General features: G+C 35.5%; 18 protein-coding genes. 5 read left to right on the top strand and 13 right to left on the bottom strand.

Annotation, left to right across the window (positions count from 1 at the left end):
• Positions 1-72 precede the first annotated feature (72 nt).
• Positions 73-975 carry an HTH-type transcriptional activator IlvY gene (gene ilvY, locus B9N71_RS02090; protein WP_085163939.1) on the top strand — a complete coding sequence of 301 codons (903 nt, stop codon included), beginning with the start codon at positions 73-75 and terminating at the stop codon, positions 973-975.
• Positions 976-1,094: 119 nt separating this feature from the next.
• Positions 1,095-3,272 (top strand): 3-hydroxybutyrate oligomer hydrolase family protein, encoded by a 2,178-nt coding sequence (locus B9N71_RS02085; RefSeq protein ID WP_167370040.1) that lies wholly within the window; start codon positions 1,095-1,097, stop codon positions 3,270-3,272.
• Between the two features lie 67 nt (positions 3,273-3,339).
• On the opposite strand, the gene B9N71_RS02080 is transcribed toward B9N71_RS02085, so the two are convergent.
• The 3 genes from B9N71_RS02080 to B9N71_RS02070 form a co-directional block, all read right to left on the bottom strand.
• On the bottom strand, positions 3,340-3,921 hold the full coding sequence (locus B9N71_RS02080) for an acyl carrier protein phosphodiesterase (RefSeq protein ID WP_085163937.1): 582 nt from the start codon (positions 3,919-3,921) through the stop codon (positions 3,340-3,342).
• A 15-nt stretch (positions 3,922-3,936) separates the two neighbouring features.
• On the bottom strand, positions 3,937-4,743 hold the full coding sequence (locus B9N71_RS02075) for a siderophore-interacting protein (protein ID WP_167370039.1): 807 nt from the start codon (positions 4,741-4,743) through the stop codon (positions 3,937-3,939).
• Between the two features lie 245 nt (positions 4,744-4,988).
• Positions 4,989-5,204 (bottom strand): EexN family lipoprotein, encoded by a 216-nt coding sequence (locus tag B9N71_RS02070; RefSeq protein WP_085163935.1) that lies wholly within the window; start codon positions 5,202-5,204, stop codon positions 4,989-4,991.
• Between the two features lie 394 nt (positions 5,205-5,598).
• On the opposite strand from B9N71_RS02070, the gene B9N71_RS12945 reads away from it, so the two are divergent.
• Complete coding sequence (locus B9N71_RS12945; protein WP_167370038.1) at positions 5,599-5,769, top strand: hypothetical protein; 171 nt, start codon at positions 5,599-5,601, stop codon at positions 5,767-5,769.
• A gap of 340 nt (positions 5,770-6,109) precedes the next feature.
• Here the strand turns inward: B9N71_RS12945 and proP are convergent, their stop codons facing one another.
• Both proP and B9N71_RS02060 read right to left on the bottom strand, forming a co-directional pair.
• The gene (gene proP / locus B9N71_RS02065) at positions 6,110-7,615 is read right to left on the bottom strand and encodes a glycine betaine/L-proline transporter ProP (protein WP_065559897.1); all 1,506 of its coding nucleotides are present in this window, start codon (positions 7,613-7,615) and stop codon (positions 6,110-6,112) included.
• Positions 7,616-7,962: 347 nt separating this feature from the next.
• A complete protein-coding gene (locus B9N71_RS02060) occupies positions 7,963-8,844 on the bottom strand; it encodes a DMT family transporter (protein ID WP_085163934.1) in 882 nt (293 codons plus the stop codon).
• Positions 8,845-9,055: 211 nt separating this feature from the next.
• Here B9N71_RS02060 and ypfJ point away from each other — a divergent pair, with 211 nt between their 5' ends.
• Together ypfJ and surE are read left to right on the top strand one after the other, a co-directional pair.
• Positions 9,056-9,913, top strand: coding sequence for a KPN_02809 family neutral zinc metallopeptidase (gene ypfJ, locus B9N71_RS02055; protein WP_065607503.1), 858 nt, complete (start codon positions 9,056-9,058; stop codon positions 9,911-9,913).
• 9 nt (positions 9,914-9,922) lie between these two features.
• Complete coding sequence (surE, locus tag B9N71_RS02050; protein ID WP_065574867.1) at positions 9,923-10,702, top strand: 5'/3'-nucleotidase SurE; 780 nt, start codon at positions 9,923-9,925, stop codon at positions 10,700-10,702.
• Positions 10,703-10,805: 103 nt separating this feature from the next.
• Here the strand turns inward: surE and B9N71_RS02045 are convergent, their stop codons facing one another.
• From B9N71_RS02045 to B9N71_RS02005, 8 genes are all read right to left on the bottom strand, one after another.
• Positions 10,806-12,014 carry an MFS transporter gene (locus tag B9N71_RS02045; protein WP_085163933.1) on the bottom strand — a complete coding sequence of 403 codons (1,209 nt, stop codon included), beginning with the start codon at positions 12,012-12,014 and terminating at the stop codon, positions 10,806-10,808.
• A gap of 497 nt (positions 12,015-12,511) precedes the next feature.
• Entirely contained in the window at positions 12,512-13,714 is a 1,203-nt protein-coding gene (locus B9N71_RS02040) for a hypothetical protein (protein ID WP_143421994.1), read from the bottom strand.
• A 543-nt stretch (positions 13,715-14,257) separates the two neighbouring features.
• Complete coding sequence (gene frr / locus B9N71_RS02030; RefSeq protein WP_065560532.1) at positions 14,258-14,815, bottom strand: ribosome recycling factor; 558 nt, start codon at positions 14,813-14,815, stop codon at positions 14,258-14,260.
• Positions 14,816-14,844: 29 nt separating this feature from the next.
• Positions 14,845-15,579, bottom strand: a complete 735-nt coding sequence (pyrH, locus tag B9N71_RS02025; protein WP_034911998.1) for a UMP kinase — start codon at positions 15,577-15,579, stop codon at positions 14,845-14,847.
• Positions 15,580-15,697: 118 nt separating this feature from the next.
• On the bottom strand, positions 15,698-16,555 hold the full coding sequence (gene tsf, locus B9N71_RS02020) for a translation elongation factor Ts (RefSeq protein ID WP_065590774.1): 858 nt from the start codon (positions 16,553-16,555) through the stop codon (positions 15,698-15,700).
• Positions 16,556-16,639: 84 nt separating this feature from the next.
• Positions 16,640-17,377: a 30S ribosomal protein S2 gene (gene rpsB, locus B9N71_RS02015; protein WP_034947534.1), complete on the bottom strand. Its 738-nt coding sequence runs from the start codon at positions 17,375-17,377 to the stop codon at positions 16,640-16,642.
• 681 nt (positions 17,378-18,058) lie between these two features.
• Positions 18,059-19,201: a KPHS_23130 family T6SS system protein gene (locus B9N71_RS02010; protein WP_085163930.1), complete on the bottom strand. Its 1,143-nt coding sequence runs from the start codon at positions 19,199-19,201 to the stop codon at positions 18,059-18,061.
• 119 nt (positions 19,202-19,320) lie between these two features.
• The coding region (locus B9N71_RS02005; protein WP_085163929.1) for a PoNe immunity protein domain-containing protein at positions 19,321-20,011 on the bottom strand (691 nt) is incomplete at its 5' end.

The following is a 20,011-nucleotide window of genomic DNA, read 5'->3' as shown; positions in this document are numbered from 1 at the left end:
TGCACTATTTACTGCTTTTTGTTAAAAAGTTTCAGGTAACTATATGTTTAAGTATAAAAACTGGGATTTGCTATGAACATTCGTGATTTAAAATTGTATTTACATTTATGCGAAACCTGTCACTTTGGTATAACGGCAAATGCTATGCATGTTAGTCCATCAACCTTATCAAGGCAGATCCAACGACTTGAAGAACATTTTGGTCACGCGCTATTTATTCGCGACAATAGGCAAGTACAAATCACTTCGGAGGGCGAAAAAGTTAAACGTTTTGCTCAACAAGTAATAAACATGCACCAACAACTAAAATATGATTTAGATCAATCTAACCAACAAATTGTCGGCGAACTCACTCTATTTTGTTCAGTCACCGCTGCATATAGCCATCTACCTGAAATACTTGATCGCTTTAGGATCCACTATCCTCTAGTTGAAATCAAACTATCAACGGGTGATGCTGCTGACGCTGTAAAGAAAATTCAAGCAAATGAAGCCGATTTAGCTATAGCAGGCAAACCAAAACAGCTCCCTACTGGTATTGAGTTTTTAAAATTTGGCGAAATTGAAATGGTATTGCTAATACCTAAACTTAATAGCACGTTTAGTGACAGATTACATCAAAAACAGCCTGACTGGCATAATATTCCCTTTATATTGCCTGAACATGGCCCTAGTCGCCACCGTATTGATTTATGGTTTAAGCAAAGAAAAATTTCCAATCCCAAAATTTATGCTACGGTCGCAGGACACGAAGCCATTGTATCGATGGTTGCTTTAGGTTGTGGGGTAGCCTTATTACCTAAAGTCGTAATGGACAATAGCCCTGAACGAATAAGAGAGCGCATAACCGAATGGTCAACAAACTTAATGGAACCGTTTGATGTTGGTATTTGTGTACAAAAAAGAAGATTATCAGAGAAAATCATTGCTGCCTTTTGGGCAATTTGCAATCTCAATTTACCTAATAACGCATAACAAAAATATAGTGTATAATCACACCTCAAAAAATTAAAACTATATAACGTGTTAACTAGCATATACCTAATTTTTTATTAAGATTTTATGTAGCAGAATAACATTGCATGGTATTGAAAATGAAAAAGATAAAATTAAGAACGTTAGCCTCATTGATATTTTTTGCCGCTGTTACTATGCCATTAATGGCACAGTCCAATACCACAAAACCAACCACCTCTAACATAAACGCTGGTACTGGCAAAAACAATACAAAAGCTGACAGCAAAACGGCAACGTCAACCACAACTATAACAACCAATACTGAAACTAACAGCAGCACGCCATCCCCAATTGATAACACAATTAAAAAGCCAAAGTGGCTAGTCCGCAATACATTGGCTTATTATGATGGTGATAGTGATGACCTTGTTACAGCTGGGCTTGGGTTTACCCCATTATCAACCACCACTATCGTACCAGAAGTTGAAATTCCAGCTAAACCAAACTTTCAAGAACGCCGACAAGCTAAACTAAATCGCTATATTGACACCAAAATTGGTGAAGGAACACTATTTGGTTTTAGAAAGCAAGAACTAACTCCTTTGTTTGACGGTAAAATTGCAGGTACCGAAATATCAGCCGTACAAAGACAAGACGGTGTTGGCATGTTGCTACAAATTCCACTTGATTTTAACAAAAATAAACCTTGCATTGTTGCGGTTCCCGCTAGTGATTCGGATGGAGTATTTAATACCAAAGATATACAAATTCGTGGATTGTGGGGACTCCGTCACAACTGTGCAGTAGTATATAACGACAAAGGGCTAGGTAACGGCATTTATGATATTGAACGCAAACTTGGGTTCACCGTATGGGGAGAAGTGCAAAATGGTAACATCTTATTTTCTCCTTGGATTAATAATGAAGAAAAATATATTAAAAAATATCCCCACCGCTATGCTATAAAACAACTACACTCGCAACTCAATGCCGAAGCCCGCTGGGGGGAACACGTATTAAAATCCCTAGAATTTGCTTTTTATGAACTTAATATTATGTTTTCACCGAATGATCAAGCTATATTTAACAAAGACAACACTCTGGTTTTAGTCTATGGCGCAAGCGATGGTGGTGGAGCAGCATTAAAAGCTGGCGAATTAGATGATCAAAATATGATTGACGGTATTGTTGCAGTTAATCCACAAATTCAACCAAATCTTGACAAAGCCTCAGTTAAACTCAAAATCGGCAACAACAACTCGCAAAAGTTAGAAGCCAAATCTATTGCTAATTACAGTGCTTATGGTGCGTTATATATACCATGTGCCATACCAGCCATAACAGCTTATAAAGACGATGCTTATGTACCTTATGCTGATTATTTTCTTTATTCACAAGAGCGCTGTAACGCCCTTAAAAAAGCAAAGTTACTTACTACAGGAACACCAAAAGAAGCGTTAGAAAAACTACATAAAAATGGTTGGACACCAGAAATGGATATTCAACTACCCTATTTTTACTACACTGAATCTATTGGTCTACCATATCAATATATTAGTGCCTATGGCAAATATAGTGTCACCGAAAATATGTGCAATTTTTCGGTAGCAAGCACCCAGCAAAACCCAATTAACAACACAGGAAAAGTTGCACCATTAAAAGAAATTTCGTTTGAACAAATATGGGGAATGGCTAACGGCCATTTACCGCTTTGGAATGGCCGTAATGCAACGGTTTTGGATCTAGTTGAAAACGAAGATCTCAACACCCCAAGACGTGAATTTTATTCTAGCTCGCAAACGAAAAATACAATCGATTACGGCACTAAAGGATCGATCTGTGTTTATAAAAAATCACAAGAACCACGCATTAAAGAAGGCATAAAACAAGTTATGGCATCGGGTAACTTACATGGTATAAAAACCTTTATTGTCCATGGTCGGAACAATGTTAAACAATTACCAAATTATACATCGCGCGCTTATGTCGCACTAAATAGCTTAGTTGAAGGTAAACAATCACAACTGCGATATATTGAAGTAGAAAACGCCAGCTACTTAGATGGCCGAGCCCCATTTGACAACACATTACTACCAATTGATTATTATGGCGAAGATGCCATCGAGTGGTTATGGGCTAACTTAACCAACAACGCTACGCTACCAGTAAGCCAAGTTGTACGTACCAAAACTCGTGGAGGTAAAAGCGGTTATGCGCCACAAATAACCGACAACAACCTAAAACCGATAGCTCAAACGCCAAATAGCAACAGCATTATCCAAAAAGCAGATGGCAAACTGATATTGCCAAATTAACAGCAAATAATCTAAAACACTACTGGTTTAAGCATAGCGGCTTGAACTGGTAGCACCAAAATCCAGTTTAGCTGGTGCTATCTTTTACTATTAAACAGATTTTGGGATATAACAAAAAAAATAACGACTCTAATTGAGCATAATGCTGCTTAACATCAACAATTGTTTCTTTTAACAAATATAATTTTGGTCGTCTATTTGCCATGCCACTAAGGACATTACCAACAAAGTCAATAGAAGCATAATTTTCGAGCCACTCCCCTTGCCACATTGAATTCATAAAATGCTGATAATCTACCGGATAAACGTCAATATAAGGTTGGATATGAGCTTTTGTTATTTGATTAAATTGAGACACACTCGACAACAAACCATAATTAGCCCAATGCTTTGACAAAAAATGATCCCACACAATATCTAATGTAATGGGTGCAACTCGCTGATGCGATTTTCTAAACAGCAGCTTGGCTTTCTTAACTTCAAGCAGGCTATCGGTCAATCTATCAATTTTACGGTGTAGCATAATGCCATCGGCAATATTAGAGTTATAAATTAAATAAGGATCACCTTTAACAAAATCAGCAACTGTATTACCAATCAACGAACTACGTGCTAACGTAGCCAAATGCAAATGAGCAAGAATATTCATAAAAGTAACCGTTAATTATTCACGATGTTTAAATTCGCCTTCGGCGAAACCTTCTCGCCAGTAACTAGTAATATGAAAAGCATCAGGCGACAAATGTATATATTTATCTTTAATAGCATGACGAACAGATTGTGCCAACGAACGCTCCATCCCTCCCCAAAACAACAACTTATTTTGCTCTGATAAATCAGCATTAATTACCGCATCAACTAATTGAAAGGGATTATCCCTATTTTGTATAAACCAATTCACCTTAATATTTTTATTATCTGGCAACGGCACTATATCACTTTTATGATTAACCTGTATAAAGGCAAAAGCCTTCTGATTTTGAGGAAGATGTTCAAGCGTATAACATATGGCGGGCACAGCCGAAATATCCCCCATTAACACCAAACAATTATCAGTAAATCGCAACTTGCTGGCTGCCGCAATCAAACCAATTTGGTCACCAATCTTAGTTTTTTGCGACCACACTGAAGCCAATCCTGTATCATGAATAGCAAAATCAACAAAAAATTGATTAGAGGCACGCTCAAATTCGCGCACACTATAACTACGGACTAGCTGACGTTGCTTATCATCAACAGCGATTTTATTATTATCATCAAGTTTAGGGAAAGTAATTACATTGGTCGAAGGATCAGGAAAAAGCAATTTTAAATACGGACAAACCCATAATGGATCGATATTTACTGGTTTATCGCTACTAAACTGTATGCGAATAAAACTGGGAGATATTTTTTCAATATTCAATACTGTTAATAACGCATTGACGATGACTTTCTTATTGAATTTGATTTTTCCTATTTTTTCATCCATCAGCTGATCCTTATATTTATTGCTAAATGGCATCATCATACAACAAAATATATTAGAATAATGCTATTTTTATAATTGAAAAAATAGATAAACTGTAGGAAAATGCCGAATTGTTTACACTTCATGATTAAAATAATCATCTAAAAACTCATAAGCTTTTTCCTACAAATAAGGAGCAAATTAAGTCTATAAACTTATCACAGATAGAACTTTAACAACTACATGAGTGGCTTTCTGAACTTGCATTAATTCCAACTTGCATTACTAACTCTATTTTTTGAAACTATTGCTTTGTGAGAGTTTTGACAATTTAAGCTATCACCATCAATTTCACCGTTTTCACATTTTTTACGGTATTCATCTAGTAGTTCTTTGTTATTTTTGAAATCATCCACAGTATAGGTCTTCTCATTACATCCAAATAAAAACATGGCTGTAATTAATACTAGTATCTTTTTCATATAAATTCCTTAAAATCGTTGGTTAATATTAGATTAAGCTTTATTGTATTTTATTAAAAAATCATCTACAGCTAACCTAAGTAAATCAGGTATTGTTTTTAAAGGCAACTTCGCCATTTATTTTTTATTGCAATATCTTCTAATTCCTCATATTGGCTTTCATCAATTTCAACTAAATTTTTCTCATTACTTTAGATTTAGATTCTTTCTTACCGCCACCAACATATGAACGATCTGCTAATTCATCAGCCAGTTTACTCGCTTAGTTGTTTATAGTAATTTGGTAAGACATTATAATGAATATAAATAAAAAATAAACCTTTATCAAAAACAAGAGATATGTCACCTATATCATAAAGAAAAAATAACTGTCACTGAATTGGCTAAACGTTTTATGACTAGTCGTCTGACGACCATTTATAGCGTGCTAAAGAAAGTCCGATTGAAGCTGTTTGTGCCTCTAACCTGTAAAGGTAAACGTTATAAAACCATTGGTTATGGAATTAAACATCTGGTTAAAGTTAAAAAGTCCATTGAAGATAAATTAAGACAACAAGCTAACTAAACACTATAACAAAACCTATCCAGGCAAAATAATCACTGGATAACATAACCAATGACTTCCAAACCGCCTATGCGGAGGTAAACTAGAAACCGATATACTATAAACTCTGTTTAGCAAAAGGCAAATAGGATTTCTGTTTTCAAAACCTTTTTTATAGATCTTACATAATACTTTGTTTTTATTTACTTTTATTTATTAATAAAAAAAGGGTTGGCAGTGTTTTAGCTATTTCTATGATGGATCAATTTTACCGTTAAAAATTACTTACGTATCGTATTGATTTTATTAAATTTTGGTTTTGCATGTTAAACAAAATATACAAAACCAAAAAATAACCACATCAATCTAACTTAGGATGCTGATCGACTAAATTCTGACGCTGTTGTTGTAATGTTTCGATCTGCTGTTCTATATCTTCGACTCTTTGTTCTATTGAGTCAAAGTGATCCGATAATATTTCTTTTGCCTCTGACCTGTCTGATGCTGCGGGCGTTGCGCCGCGGAGTGGACGGTTTGCGGTTTCTTTCATTTTTATGCCTGTAAGTAAACCCACTAATGCCACAACCATTAAATAATAAGCTGGCATGTATAAATTATTACTTTCTTCAACCAACCAAGCCGCCACTGTTGGAGTAGCACCAGCAACTAATACCGAGATATTAAATGATATAGCTAGAGCACTGTAACGAATACTAGTCGGAAAGATAGCCGGTAAAATTGAGGCCATAACACCAGTAAAACAGTTAAGTAATACAGCTAAAATCAATAATCCTAAAAAGATAAGACCTATAATATCACTATTGATCATAACAAATGACGGATAAGCAAGAATTAATAAACCTAAGCTTCCCCCAATAATGAACGGCCTGCGACCTATTTTATCGCTAATAAAACCAATTAATGGTTGAACAAATAACATACCTATCATGATAGCAATAATAATTAGTACGCCATGATCTGTATCGTAATTTAAGTTATGAGATAAATAACTAGGCATATAGGTAAGCAACATATAATAAGTCACATTAGTAACAATCACTAACCCTACACAGACTAATAGGCTTTTCCAATATTTGATAATAATCTGTTTGAAAGTCATTTTAGGTTGATTAGTAATATGATCGCGAACATTTTGATCCATCAAATCGGTATGCTGTTGAAATGCAGGTGTTTCATCTAGTGCATGACGTAAGTAAAGCCCAATTAGTCCTAGCGGTAAAGCGAATAAAAATGGAATTCGCCAACCCCAATCATGAAATGCAACTTTGCCAAGAATACTAGATAAAAGCACGACTAAACCTGCTCCAACTAAAAAACCAGCAATCGAACCAAAATCTAACCAACTCCCCATAAAACCACGTTTGCGATCTGGCGAATATTCGGCAACAAATATAGCCGCACCAGAATATTCCCCCCCTATTGAAAATCCTTGCGCAAATTTAGCTAGCAATAATAATATTGGCGCAGCAATACCAATTGAGGCATAAGAAGGAATTAAACCAATACAAAAAGTGCTTAACGACATAATAATGATGGTTATTGATAATACTTTTTGACGTCCAAATTTATCACCAAGGATCCCAAACACTAAACCGCCTAACGGCCGAACTAAAAATGGTACGGAAAACGTGGCAAGTGCGGCAACCATTTGCACACTAGGGGATGCATCGGGGAAAAATACTTGCCCTAAAACATAGGCTAAAAAGCCATATACACCAAAATCAAACCACTCCATCGCATTACCAAGTGCTGCTGCGGTAATGGCTTTTTTTAACTTGCTATCATCAATTATAGTAATATCGTTGATGTTTAATGGTTTATTTTGGGACTGTCTTATTTTTTTCATAAAATACCGCCTGTTTACATACAAATAATAAAAAGGAATGATGCAACAAGGTAAACGGTTACCTTTTAATACACAAAGAACAATACTTTTTAGATTACACTTTGAAAAAGTGTTTATCAGTTAATTAAAATTGAAGCAAAATACAGCAAAGATAAAAAAAGAGGATAATAAAAAAGCAAAAACTAATGTTTTATTGTTTGTTTTAATTTCTACTAAATAACAACAAAACAATTCCTTTTTGTGAAAATTGAGTGCTAATTATAGCAAAATAACCTCATTTTGTAAAATTTTCTTGATTTTTAAGTTAAAACTAAAGCTATTTTAAAAACGATTGTTTGTATTATTAACTATTTCCGTGAACAAAAATAGATCCCAATAACTATTAGCACTATCGACACAATATGAAAATACGCAACTAGCGTATGTAAAAATAGAATACTGAAAATTCCTGCTGACAAAGGGATAATATGAGTATAGATTTGCCCACGTGTTGCGCCAATATCCATAATACCTTTATTCCAAAATAAATAAGATAACCAAGACGCAAAAATAGCAATATATAATAAGCCAAGCAAAAAACTTGTTGAGGTATAATGCGCTAGGTTGGAAACTGGGTAAAAATAAAAATACACTAACGCAACAGGAAGTAACATAACCGAACCTAACACGGCACTAACAGTCACAAAAGCATTGCCAGATATAGATTTATCTTTTAACCGTATAAATGCGCTATAACAAGCCCAGCTCATTGCTGATGCCATTGCCCACAAATCCCCTTTATTAATATTACTCAACTCACTTAAATTGGTTAGATTTCCTTGTAAAATCAAATAAATCACGCCAATTGAACTAAATAGCACGCCTAAAATATTATTTTTTGAAATCGTATCATTAAATAACAATTTATTCATAACCAACACCATACATGGTGTTGCAGAAAGGTAAATTGATGCATTAAGCGATGAAGTATATTGCAATCCAACATAAAGTGTTAATGGAAACAAAATCTGCCCAAAAATGGCTAACAAACAAATGGGACCAATTGATTTTCTAATTTTGGATAAGTCATTACGAACTTGACGTTGATATAAACACAATAATAACAGCGCAGTAATAACCCAACGACCTTCGGATATTACCATAGGATCGGCTTGAGTAACTAAAACACGCCCTACAACGTAATTACCCCCCCAAAAACAAGCCGCCAAAGTAAGCAATAAATATGGCATAACAATACCCAAATATTAGTATGAAGATATAATGGTATGAATTCTATTATATACCTAAAAAAAGCAAGAAATAACCAAATTTACAAACAAATACTTTACTTATTTTTATATGGTTAATTTGTTCAATTTATAACAACGCTAATAACTTAATCTAGAATACTTATTTGTTATCCATTAAAATAATTAAACTAAAACTGACAAGGTAATTCCTATGCGCTGGAGAGACCAACGAGAGAGTGATAACATTGAAGATCGTCGCTCACAATCAGGAAGTGAAATAGGAACAAGACTTCCTATTGGTGGTAAAGGTAAGGTTGTTTTATTTATTGTAGTGTTAATTGCTGGCTATTATGGTGTTGATTTAACTGGCTTGCTAGATTCAACACTAATTGATACGAACAGTACCGAACAAAATACTAATCAATATTCAATTGATGATGAAGATGCCGTCAAATTTACGTCTATCATTTTAGCAAGTACTGAAGATTATTGGCATCAAGAATTTCAACGTTTAGGTAAAACCTATACTCCCCCTAAGCTAGTACTTTATAACGGCTCTACAAGAACATCTTGCGGCACTGGTCAAACCTTTATGGGACCATTTTATTGTAGTATTGACAAAACTGTCTATCTAGATATGTCTTTCTATCAAGAGATGAAACAGCGACTCGGTGGTGGTGGCGACTTTGCTCAAGGTTATGTAATTGCGCATGAAGTTGGTCATCATGTCCAAAATTTGCTAGGCACATTTAGCCACGTTGAACAATTAAAAAAAGGTCAGTCCACAATCACAAATAACCAATTGTCGGTTAAATTAGAACTCCAAGCCGATTGTTTTGCTGGCATGTGGGGCAATGCAATGCAACAGCAAAATCGGCTGGATGAAGGTGATATTGAACAAGCTTTAAACACCGCAAAAGCCATTGGTGATGATCGCTTGCAACAACAAAGCGAAGGTTATGTTGTACCTGATAGTTTTACCCATGGTACATCTAAGCAACGTTATACTTGGTTTAAACGTGGGTTTGATAACGGTGCAATAAACGAATGTAATACATTTGCTCAATAAGGAAATAATATGTTAAAAAAGTTAGTTAATCGCGTTTTACTAGTCAATGATGATGGCTTTGATGCACCAGGTATTAAACTATTGCAAGAAGTGGCAAAAAAGATAGCTCACGAGGTTTGGGTAGTTGCACCAGCCATAGATCAAAGTGGAGTATCTTGTTCAGTGAGCTTAAAAACGCCATTTAGAGTTGTTCAACGTGGAAAACAAGAATTTGCCGTTTATGGCACACCTGCCGATTGCTCACTATTTGCAATTAAATATTTGATGGCTAACAACCTACCCGATCTAGTACTATCTGGAATTAATAATGGCTCAAATGTAGGATTTGAAACAGTGTTATCTGGCACTGTTGGTGCGGCAATGATGGCTATGGCTTTGGGCATTCCTGCAATTGCATTGAGTCAATTAACCAGTGAAGATAACCAGCCAACTGACTGGAGTTGTGCTAAACATCACGCTCAAACAGTTATTGCTAAATTACTTTCGTTACCATCTGCGCAAAATATTTGTTTTAACGTTAATTTTCCTGCATGTACAGCACAACAAATTAAAGGTTTGAAAATAACAAAACAAGGCGATAGCGATGTAAGTCGTTTTATGGTGATACCAACACAAGATCCCGAAGGCAACGATTACTTTTGGTTTAGAGCAAAACGCAATTTACAAATACTTGATGACAATAAAGAACTTGATGCCGCTAATGCCAACTTTATTGCCATTACGCCATTGGGTTATGAAAGGACCGATTATGCCTTTTATGAAAAACTGTTAAACACATCTAATCTTTAATTGTTTCAGTAATTTGTCTTCCTAACTATTAAGAAGACAAATTACACTTAATTATTTATTTACTATTGATTTTGTTATTAATTATCTAACTATTCATCTACTTTCAGCCCACGTTAGTTTTTACATCTTTCACCAACGTACAGAATAACAATGATATCGCAACCATTACTAACGCAATCCAATAGATAACCTCATGTCCATAGGCTTCTGATACAAATCCTTGCAACATTCCAGCTATAATTATGCTGAAAATAATACCATTATTAAATAAAGTAGAAGCCACTCCCATTCGAGTAGGCAATAAATCCTGAAAATAGATAATACCAATGTTAGCTACAATACCAATAAATAGAGCATTAAAGAGCTGTAATGCTAATAAGGCATATTTACCAGTACAAAAAATCATACCAAGATAAAAAATCAAACCGCAAACAATCGCAATAAAAAACAGATTTCGTTTACCTAAATGTGGCACTAAATATCCAGCGATAAGCATAACTGGAATTTCGATACCAGCAGCAAGCCCCATCAATACACCCGGCAATGAATCTGAAAGATGTAATACAACATCAACATAAATTGGCATATCAATAATATACATCATATTTGCTGTCCACATAAATACCGTAGATAGCAATAAACAAAGCACATTTGTATTCTTCCAAAGTGGTTGATTTGCTGCTTGTAACTCTGCTTCGTTATTTAGTTGTGAGGTAGGATTTTTTTCAACCGAAGGTAAAAAAATAGCAACAAACAGCATCGCGACCATAAACATGCACATGCCCGTTAAATACATTGCCGTAAAACCAAAATTAATAGCTAAGCCAAAAGAAATTGGTGGGCCAAATACCCAAGCAAGCGAAAGTTGAGCTCGAATAAGTGAATTAAATGCCACAACATTACGCCCAGTTTTAACGGCATATTCGCGTGCTAAAGCAAAAATTTGTGGCATAGCAGCAGACGATAACGCAGCAAACAAAACACCCAGCGTGATTAACACCAAATAGTGACGTGTAAACGCAAAAGTAATGCTATTAGCAATGCCCATTAAACAGCAAAATATAACAATATAACGCCTATCGCCCTTTTTATCGGAATATTTAGCCAATAAAAAGCTACCCACAATACTTGCTAAAGCATTAACAGAAAAAAAAAGTCCAACTAGCCGTGAATTAACATTAACTTCAAAAGTTAAAAATCGACTTAAAGTAGGAGATTGTAAAGCACCAGCAATACCAACAATAAAAGTTGTGACTAGAAATGCGACAAAAATAGTGCTTTGCTTTTGGCGAAACGAAGATACATTAGCCATAATAATACACAATAGATGAATTTACGTTAATTATATACATAAAATCGGCATAAACGTAACAAAATTAAGGCTAAAATAAAGTTGATTAATTTTTTGCTGATTTATTACGGATAATAATCAACATTTAACTACTTATTGGCGAACCATAAATTTGCAAGGCTCGCAAGCTTTGCCTGCTAAAAGCCCCAACTTGCGCGGGGGCTTTATTCTTATCTATATTGTCCTCTCAGGCACCATAAGACCTTCTGCTCCCTAAGGATTAAGAACTAAACGCTAAAAGCTAAGGTGCGGTGCAAAGGCCATAGCGGGAGTTGCTGGCACTGTCGCTGTGGACGCCGCCGAGGTACGAGTAGACATTGAACTGGCTGCTACCTGTAGCGTCGCCCGTCCAGTAGTAGCCGTAGACGAAGCCCGCATCAGGGGGGTAGACGTGCATGTCGCCCCACTCCGTGAAAAATCCAGCGCCTATGTGACGCATGTAATTATTATCTGATGAACTAGGTGCTGCGCCATTTATGCCATTTATACATGGGAAAAAACTCATCCCCCCCTGTACCACACTTCGCATTGGTTAAATCCCTTACCCTCGGTATGCAATAACCCAAACCATTACACCATGCTAACTGGTCACTATAAGTTTTCGATTGATCACCACGATTGACGAACCACTGCCTCAACACAAAGCCATACCTCACCTCATTACCACTTCTATCCCTACCAACCAACTCAAATGTCTGCGGCAAAGATGGCACGGTAATTTGACTAGGACTAGGATTCTTCCACTGGCTTCTTGCCTCTGGACCATGCAACGTTACCCGTGTTACATTCTTGGATTTATCTTTAATCCAGTCATCAGCTGGCATCGTTCCTCCCCATGGGGTTGTGAATGACCCTGTTAGCGGCCTTGTCCAACTCACTGTTGCATTTAGACTACCACTCGTGTTAACTGTCCAATTCAACTGAGTTACATCTATTCCACCTATATCCAAATCAAAATACAATCCATCTGAACCAGTCGTTGGAAAATTTAAACCGTAAGATGATGGGGTTGTTGATTGAGTTAGAAAGCGCTTTGCTGGATTCCACATGCTAGATGGGCCTACATACTTGCCTGTGCCATAATTTAGATTCGGCCTGACCGAACAAATAACGGGCTGTGATGGCGGAGTGATATAATACTCCGCTGTTCCTCCACTAAAAGTACTACTATTCGGCATGCCATAACGAGTCTTTAAAGTTCCCTCTGAACTATCTAAGGTTACCTTATAAGGTGCCTTACATAGACTTAATGTATCACTACGATTAACGGTATTGCCATCTTTATCTTTTATTACTAACGATATACTCCCTGATGCGCTAACTCCATCCACTCCCTGTCCATCGCCATCATCATCGCCCCATTTACCTTGTGTTACTAAGTCATTTATATTTATTGAGTCGCTTGATGACGGAACTATCATTTCAATATCAGCAAAAGCATCCCCTACATTAGGTAACTCGATTGGCGCTGTCGATGATGAAGGATTATTTTGCGGTGTGAATGTTCGACCATCCGATAACTTAATACCTAATAAGTCCTCTATTTTAGTCACTTTAGTAACACCGCCATCAAAGGTTAAATAAGGTGCAGTACCATGAATGCGCTCAGAAGTCGTGGCCGATAATGCCTGCGATTCTAAAGAGTACGGCAATAACAACAATGGCGCTAATGCTAATGAGATTTTTGCAAATAATTTTGTGAATAATTTCGATAATAATTCGAGAGATAATTTCGATGATATAAATGAGTTTCGTGCAAAAAATCGTCGAATAGGGTTATTTGATAAATTTAAGACATAGGTTTACCAGTGCCTGGTAGCTAAAATGATAATACATTACGCTCCTCGTGTCAAGTAATATTTTGTTTTATTTTATTTGAATTTTTATAATTATTCGCTTATTTAATAAGCTTGTTTTCCTACAGCGATAAAAGTATAACCATTTATAAAATAGTTGGCTAGTTTTTTGGCGGACTTTTTTGTAAATAATTGTGCGTAGTGAGGTAACGGCGGATGTTGGTGCTGTGGGATGTTTTTTTGGAGTTCGGTTTTGGATGACTGTTTTAGGGGGCTGTTTTGGATGAAAATTAGATTAAAAAATAAATAAAATCAATTCATTTACTGACCGATTTTTAAAATCAAGGAAAAACGCTCTGCTTTATAAAACAAAGCGTTTGGAAGAAAAGAGAAAAAAGAAGATAAAAATTAGAATTCCATTAGTTCCTTTTCTTTATCGGCAAGCACTGTATCTAATTTTTTAATTGCGGCATCTGTCGCTTTTTGGATTAAATCTTGTGCTTTACGTTCATCATCTTCAGATATTTCTTTATCTTTTAGTAATGCTTTGATTTGGTCGTTGGCATCACGGCGAATATTACGGATCGATACTCGACCTTGTTCTGCTTCGTTACGGACAATTTTGGTTAAGTCTCGACGGCGTTCTTCGGTTAGTGGCGGTAATGGAACGCGAATAACGGTACCTGCTGATGCTGGGTTAAGTCCTAAATCTGATGTTAAGATTGCTTTTTCAATTAGTGGCGTAAGTGATTTGTCAAATACAGTAATCGCTAGCGTTCTTGCATCTTCAGCAACGATGTTAGCTAGTTGGCGTAATGGCGTTGGACTACCATAATATTCAACCATAATACCATCTAATAAGCTTGGTGATGCGCGACCCGTTCTTACTTTAGAAATATGATTTTGAAACGCATCAATACTTTTTTCCATGCGCGTTTGCGCTTCTTTTTGAATCTCGTTTAACATAATAAAAGCCTTATTTAAAATAAAGATAATTAACTGGTTACTGTTGCTTTGTTATTAATTAATGTCCCTTCTTGTTCACCTAATATAACACGACGCAACGCTCCAGGTTTATTCATATTAAAGACACAAATTGGTAAATTATGATCCCTTGCTAATGTGAATGCCGCTAAATCCATTACTTTAAGCTCATCTGTAAGCACTTTTTCATAGCTTAGTGTTTTATAAAGTGTTGCTGTTGGATCTTTAACAGGATCGGCAGAGTAAACACCATCTACTTTGGTCGCTTTTAAGACAACATCTGCACCAATTTCAATACCCCGTAAGCATGCTGCTGAATCGGTTGTGAAAAAAGGATTACCAGTTCCAGCAGAAAGGATAACGACTTTACCATGACGAAGCAAGCTAATTGCTTCAGTCCAACGATAGTCATCGCACACGCCATTTAATGGAATGGCTGACATTAGGCGAGCGTTTACTTCTATTCGGTGCAATGCATCTCGCATCGCAAGTCCATTCATGACAGTTGCAAGCATGCCCATGTGATCACCAACTACTCGGTTCATTCCCGCTTTAGCAAGCCCTGCGCCACGAAATAGATTACCACCCCCAATAACAACAGCAACTTCAACATTCATTTCAATAAGCTCTTTTATTTCTTGAGCCATACGATCAAGAACGGTTGCATCAATACCAAAACCTTCGTCACCTTGTAGTGCTTCACCACTGAGTTTAAGAAGAATACGTTTATAAAAAGGGGTTACCATATGATGTCTCACTGTTTCGTTATTTAATAAAATAAGGAGCTAGGGCTCCTATCTAGCAGTAATTTTAAAATATTTTGTAGATAAACAAAACCGCCTTAACGGCGGTTTTATAAAACAATTAAGATTGTTTTGATATTGCTGCAACTTCTGCTGCGAAGTCAACTTCGACTTTTTCAATACCTTCACCCACTTCAAAACGAATGAATGAAGTAACTGCTGCGCTCTTTTCTTTTAATAAGTCGCCAACAGTTTTTGAAGGTTCCATTACAAATGGTTGACCAGTTAGTGATACTTCACCAGTGAATTTACGCATACGGCCTTCAACCATTTTTTCAGCGATTTCACGTGGTTTACCTGATTGCATTGCGATATCAATTTGAATGTTACGTTCATGTTCAACCACGTCAGCAGGTACGTCACTTGGATCAACGTACTCTGGTTTGCTTGCAGCAATGTGCATTGCGATGTGTTTAACTAATTCATCGTCAGCACCGTTTGCAGCAACTAATACACCAATACGAGCACCGTGTTGGTAACTACCTACTACGTCACCAGCAATTTCAGCAACACGACGAATACCGATGTTTTCACCAATTTTAGCAACTAAAGCTGTGCGCTCTTCTTCAAATTTAGCTTGTAATGCAGCAATATCGCTAATGCGTTCTGTTAATGCCGCCTCTGCAACTTTATCACTAAATGCTAAGAATCCTGCATCTTTAGCAACAAAGTCTGTTTCGCAGTTTACTTCTAATATTACGCCAAATTTTTTATCCGCAGAGATTTTAGAAATAATAACACCTTCAGCCGCAACACGACCTGCTTTTTTAGCTGCTTTTGCTTGACCTGATTTACGCATGTTGTCAATTGCAAGTTCGATATCACCGTTTGCTTCAACTAATGCTTTTTTACATTCCATCATACCTGCGCCAGTTCTTTCGCGCAGTTCTTTTACCATAGAAGCGGTAACTTCAGCCATTTTTTAATCCTCTATTTAACCATTGTGATGATTTTCATTAGAATGGGTCGATATTATTATCGACCCTGAAAATATTTGAGTTTATTACTCTGCTGCTGGCGCTTCTTCTACGAAGCTTTCTTCAGATACTGGAGATTGGTTTTGTTCACGACCAGAACGTACTGCTTCAGCAACTGCATTTGCATATAATTGAATTGCACGAATCGCATCATCATTACCTGGAACAACGTAATCAATACCATCAGGATCTGAGTTAGTATCAACAATAGCAATGACTGGAATACCTAAGTTGTTAGCTTCTTTGATAGCGATATGTTCGTGGTCTGCACCAATAACAAAGATCACATCAGGTAAGCCACCCATATTTTTAATTCCACCCAAGCTATTTTCTAATTTAGCCATTTCACGAGCACGCATTAGTGCTTCTTTTTTGGTTAATTTATCGAATGTACCATCACTAGCTTGTGTTTCTAAATCTTTTAGACGTTTGATTGATTGTCGTACTGTTTTCCAGTTAGTCAACATACCACCTAACCAACGGTGATTAACGTAGTATTGTCCACAGCTTTCAGCAGCTTGTTTAATTGCTTCGCTAGCTGCACGTTTTGTACCAACAAATAAAATTTTACCTTTACGAGCGGCAATCTTGTTTAATTCAGCTAATGCTTCGTTGAATAATGGTACTGTTTTTTCAAGATTGATAATATGAACTTTATTGCGTGCACCAAAAATAAATGGTTTCATTTTTGGGTTCCAATAACGAGTTTGGTGTCCAAAGTGTACACCCGCTTGTAACATATCGCGCATTGATACTGTAGTCATGATTTCCTCATTTTGACGTTGGGGTTATGCCTCCACATATCCGCTCTATCCGACCTATACATAAAGTAAAAGGCACCCCGGAAAAGTGTAATGATATGTGTGTGTTATAACGTTAATTAATCATTAAATTTAATGCTTTTATCCATCATTACTTTTGCAAAAAAATAATGTGAAATGTAGCGCACGTTTTATACCATAAATAGTATAAGATTGCTAGCTTTATTTATATTTATAAGTTGTTAACGGTGTTAATTATTGTTATTTAGATGTAGGTAAGTTTTATTAAACTTTCACTTTTTATTTAACGTACAAACATAAAGACAAAAACATAAATAAAATCAAAGTGATTTTTGACGGTTTTTTGGGTGATGATTTGTAGAAATAAAATATACTTAATAAGTTTGGTTATTTCGATAGTCATAAGCCAGTTCACTAAACAATGCATCATTTAAAAAGTAAAAAAGTCAATAAGTAGTCTTTAATGCGTTTTTCAAGTTGATTGAGTTCTATTCTGGCTATCATGATTTTTATTCTTTAATGAGTTACAACACCAGCGTCGTCTGAGCTACCTACAGTTATTTAATGTTTTCTAAATATGAAACTATTTATCTCTATTCAAGAAATCTACCTTAATCATAATTTTTTTATATGATCATATTGTTTTGAGAGTCATACTGATATTCAAGGTTTAATCACAGTGAATACTAATTCATCAGCCACTTTTGTGGCAACAAGTTGGGTTTGATTTTGTTTTTTTACAGACTGGATAGCTAGTGCTAACAATAACCAATAGCTTAGTACTTTATTGGGATATCCAAAGTAGACATCTAAGTCATGAGTTGCTAAGTAATTATCTGATTCGTAAAGTATTATCTCATGTTGAGAAAAAAGTGTTCTTAATTGTCTCATGGATTTTTGGTCAAGTTGACTATACCAGACTTGTTGAATATTCTTAAATTCCTGTTGAATTTCATTCATTTGTGCAATCGCCTGAGTAAATGTATCGTGAGTGGTTTTCATTGTACGTAACAGATAGCTTTCAGGCTGCAAACTTGTTATATTGGTATATAAAGGAGCATTGGTAAGCAATAATGCACTCATAAAAGCAGAGCTATCTATTGCTTGAACATTATCGGTGATAATTAAATAGAGGGCACTATCTTCATTATCAATTAATTGGTTAAGATCGAATTTATTATCATTTAACATATCTGGATAACTAAATTCTAAGGGTAAATTTAATCCTACATTGTTATATGCCTTTTGAATTAGTTTTTCTTTTTTCTTTTTCTGTTCATTTGTATCCAATTGTAAAACAAGTAGAGGGCAGCTTAATTCAAGCGAATTTAAACAATCGTATAAATTAGAAAAAATCCACTCATAGCTGTCTAAATAGAATTGAGCGTCAGTTTCTCTAAACTTAAATATTTCATTAGCAGCAAAATTCAGGTCGCTTTCATCGCTTTGGAAGTCGTCACTAGATAAATTTTGTGGCGTAATAACAACACTTTGTAGCACTGCTACTGATTGACTGGCCCAATTTTGCCAGCTTTCCTCATGCTGTTTAATCTCTTCATCCCAAATTTTAACATTTTCTATAGCTAGACCATAAATAAAAAGACGAATGCTAAAAAGTAATCCAGAGATAAATAATGCACCAACAGTAAGTATTATAATAAAATTATTATTCATAATGTCAATTTGAAAAACAAATAGCATCAAAAAAAGTAAGCAAATAAAAACTAATACGAAAATACTAAGCCAATTAACCAATTTTATTGGTTTAACTGCAGGTAATCTTGCTAGGGTAACTTTAGACCACACAATAGCCTCCTTATATTTTATTAATGCAATACCTGTTTATTAGTAATGAGTACAAATCCATTCCACCATCTTCTATAGGTTAATCCAGAAAGTAGAAAGCGAATTACTTTATAGCTTAGCTATTTACGATTATTGCGAGCATATTCAACCATATCTTTTGGGTAATAAATAAAACGGTGTAGGCTGCTATCATCAATATCTTTTAAATACGCTACCGCAGCGGCTTCAAAACACCAGTAGCCCACAAAAGAACAAGTATCTCTAGAGTCGCCCTGTTGTTTTAAATGACTATCAATATAACTATATCCAGTTTTACGCAATCCGTCATACCAATGGCGTAAGTATTCATCTAAAAACTTTAATGTATCTTTGTCAGTTTCCGCATGAATAGCGCTATAAAGGGGATTACGAAAGCTTAGTTCTCGTGGTGTTTTTTCTTCAGTAATTGGATAGTTTGGAATTTTCATCGCAATTAAACTATCTAACGCTTTCTCTCGATTTTCTTGATCAAAATCGACAGCTTTAACGATAGTTTCAAACCAATCCTGCCGTTCAAATAGAATACAAAGCCCTAATAAATTAGATAGCTCCTCAGTTTCAAAGTATTCAGTTAATATAATAATATTCATTTTATCATCTGAATTGACGAGATTATATTTATCTACATAATCTATAGAGCTATGAATATAGCTTAAAATACATCCCATTCTAGAAAATAACTCATTGATTTCTATTCCTAATGTATAGTCTAAACAAAATTGTTGATATTGTAATTCTATCATAAATTCTGCATAACCATCTTTTTCCTTT

It is taken from the genome of Gilliamella bombi (assembly GCF_900103255.1).
In the GTDB taxonomy this organism is placed as follows: domain Bacteria; phylum Pseudomonadota; class Gammaproteobacteria; order Enterobacterales; family Orbaceae; genus Gilliamella; species Gilliamella bombi.
The sequence above is the reverse complement of the archived record's forward strand: the minus strand, read 5'-3'. Positions and strand labels throughout refer to the sequence as shown.

Coding starts and splice junctions, on each gene's coding strand:
- ilvY (WP_085163939.1), top strand. CDS start 73: ATGAACATTCGTGATTTAAAATTGTATTTACATTTATGCGAAACCTGT.
- B9N71_RS02085 (WP_167370040.1), top strand. CDS start 1,095: ATGAAAAAGATAAAATTAAGAACGTTAGCCTCATTGATATTTTTTGCC.
- B9N71_RS02080 (WP_085163937.1), bottom strand. CDS start 3,921: ATGAATATTCTTGCTCATTTGCATTTGGCTACGTTAGCACGTAGTTCG.
- B9N71_RS02075 (WP_167370039.1), bottom strand. CDS start 4,743: ATGGATGAAAAAATAGGAAAAATCAAATTCAATAAGAAAGTCATCGTC.
- B9N71_RS02070 (WP_085163935.1), bottom strand. CDS start 5,204: ATGAAAAAGATACTAGTATTAATTACAGCCATGTTTTTATTTGGATGT.
- B9N71_RS12945 (WP_167370038.1), top strand. CDS start 5,599: ATGACTAGTCGTCTGACGACCATTTATAGCGTGCTAAAGAAAGTCCGA.
- proP (WP_065559897.1), bottom strand. CDS start 7,615: ATGAAAAAAATAAGACAGTCCCAAAATAAACCATTAAACATCAACGAT.
- B9N71_RS02060 (WP_085163934.1), bottom strand. CDS start 8,844: ATGCCATATTTATTGCTTACTTTGGCGGCTTGTTTTTGGGGGGGTAAT.
- ypfJ (WP_065607503.1), top strand. CDS start 9,056: ATGCGCTGGAGAGACCAACGAGAGAGTGATAACATTGAAGATCGTCGC.
- surE (WP_065574867.1), top strand. CDS start 9,923: ATGTTAAAAAAGTTAGTTAATCGCGTTTTACTAGTCAATGATGATGGC.
- B9N71_RS02045 (WP_085163933.1), bottom strand. CDS start 12,014: ATGGCTAATGTATCTTCGTTTCGCCAAAAGCAAAGCACTATTTTTGTC.
- frr (WP_065560532.1), bottom strand. CDS start 14,815: ATGTTAAACGAGATTCAAAAAGAAGCGCAAACGCGCATGGAAAAAAGT.
- pyrH (WP_034911998.1), bottom strand. CDS start 15,579: ATGGTAACCCCTTTTTATAAACGTATTCTTCTTAAACTCAGTGGTGAA.
- tsf (WP_065590774.1), bottom strand. CDS start 16,555: ATGGCTGAAGTTACCGCTTCTATGGTAAAAGAACTGCGCGAAAGAACT.
- rpsB (WP_034947534.1), bottom strand. CDS start 17,377: ATGACTACAGTATCAATGCGCGATATGTTACAAGCGGGTGTACACTTT.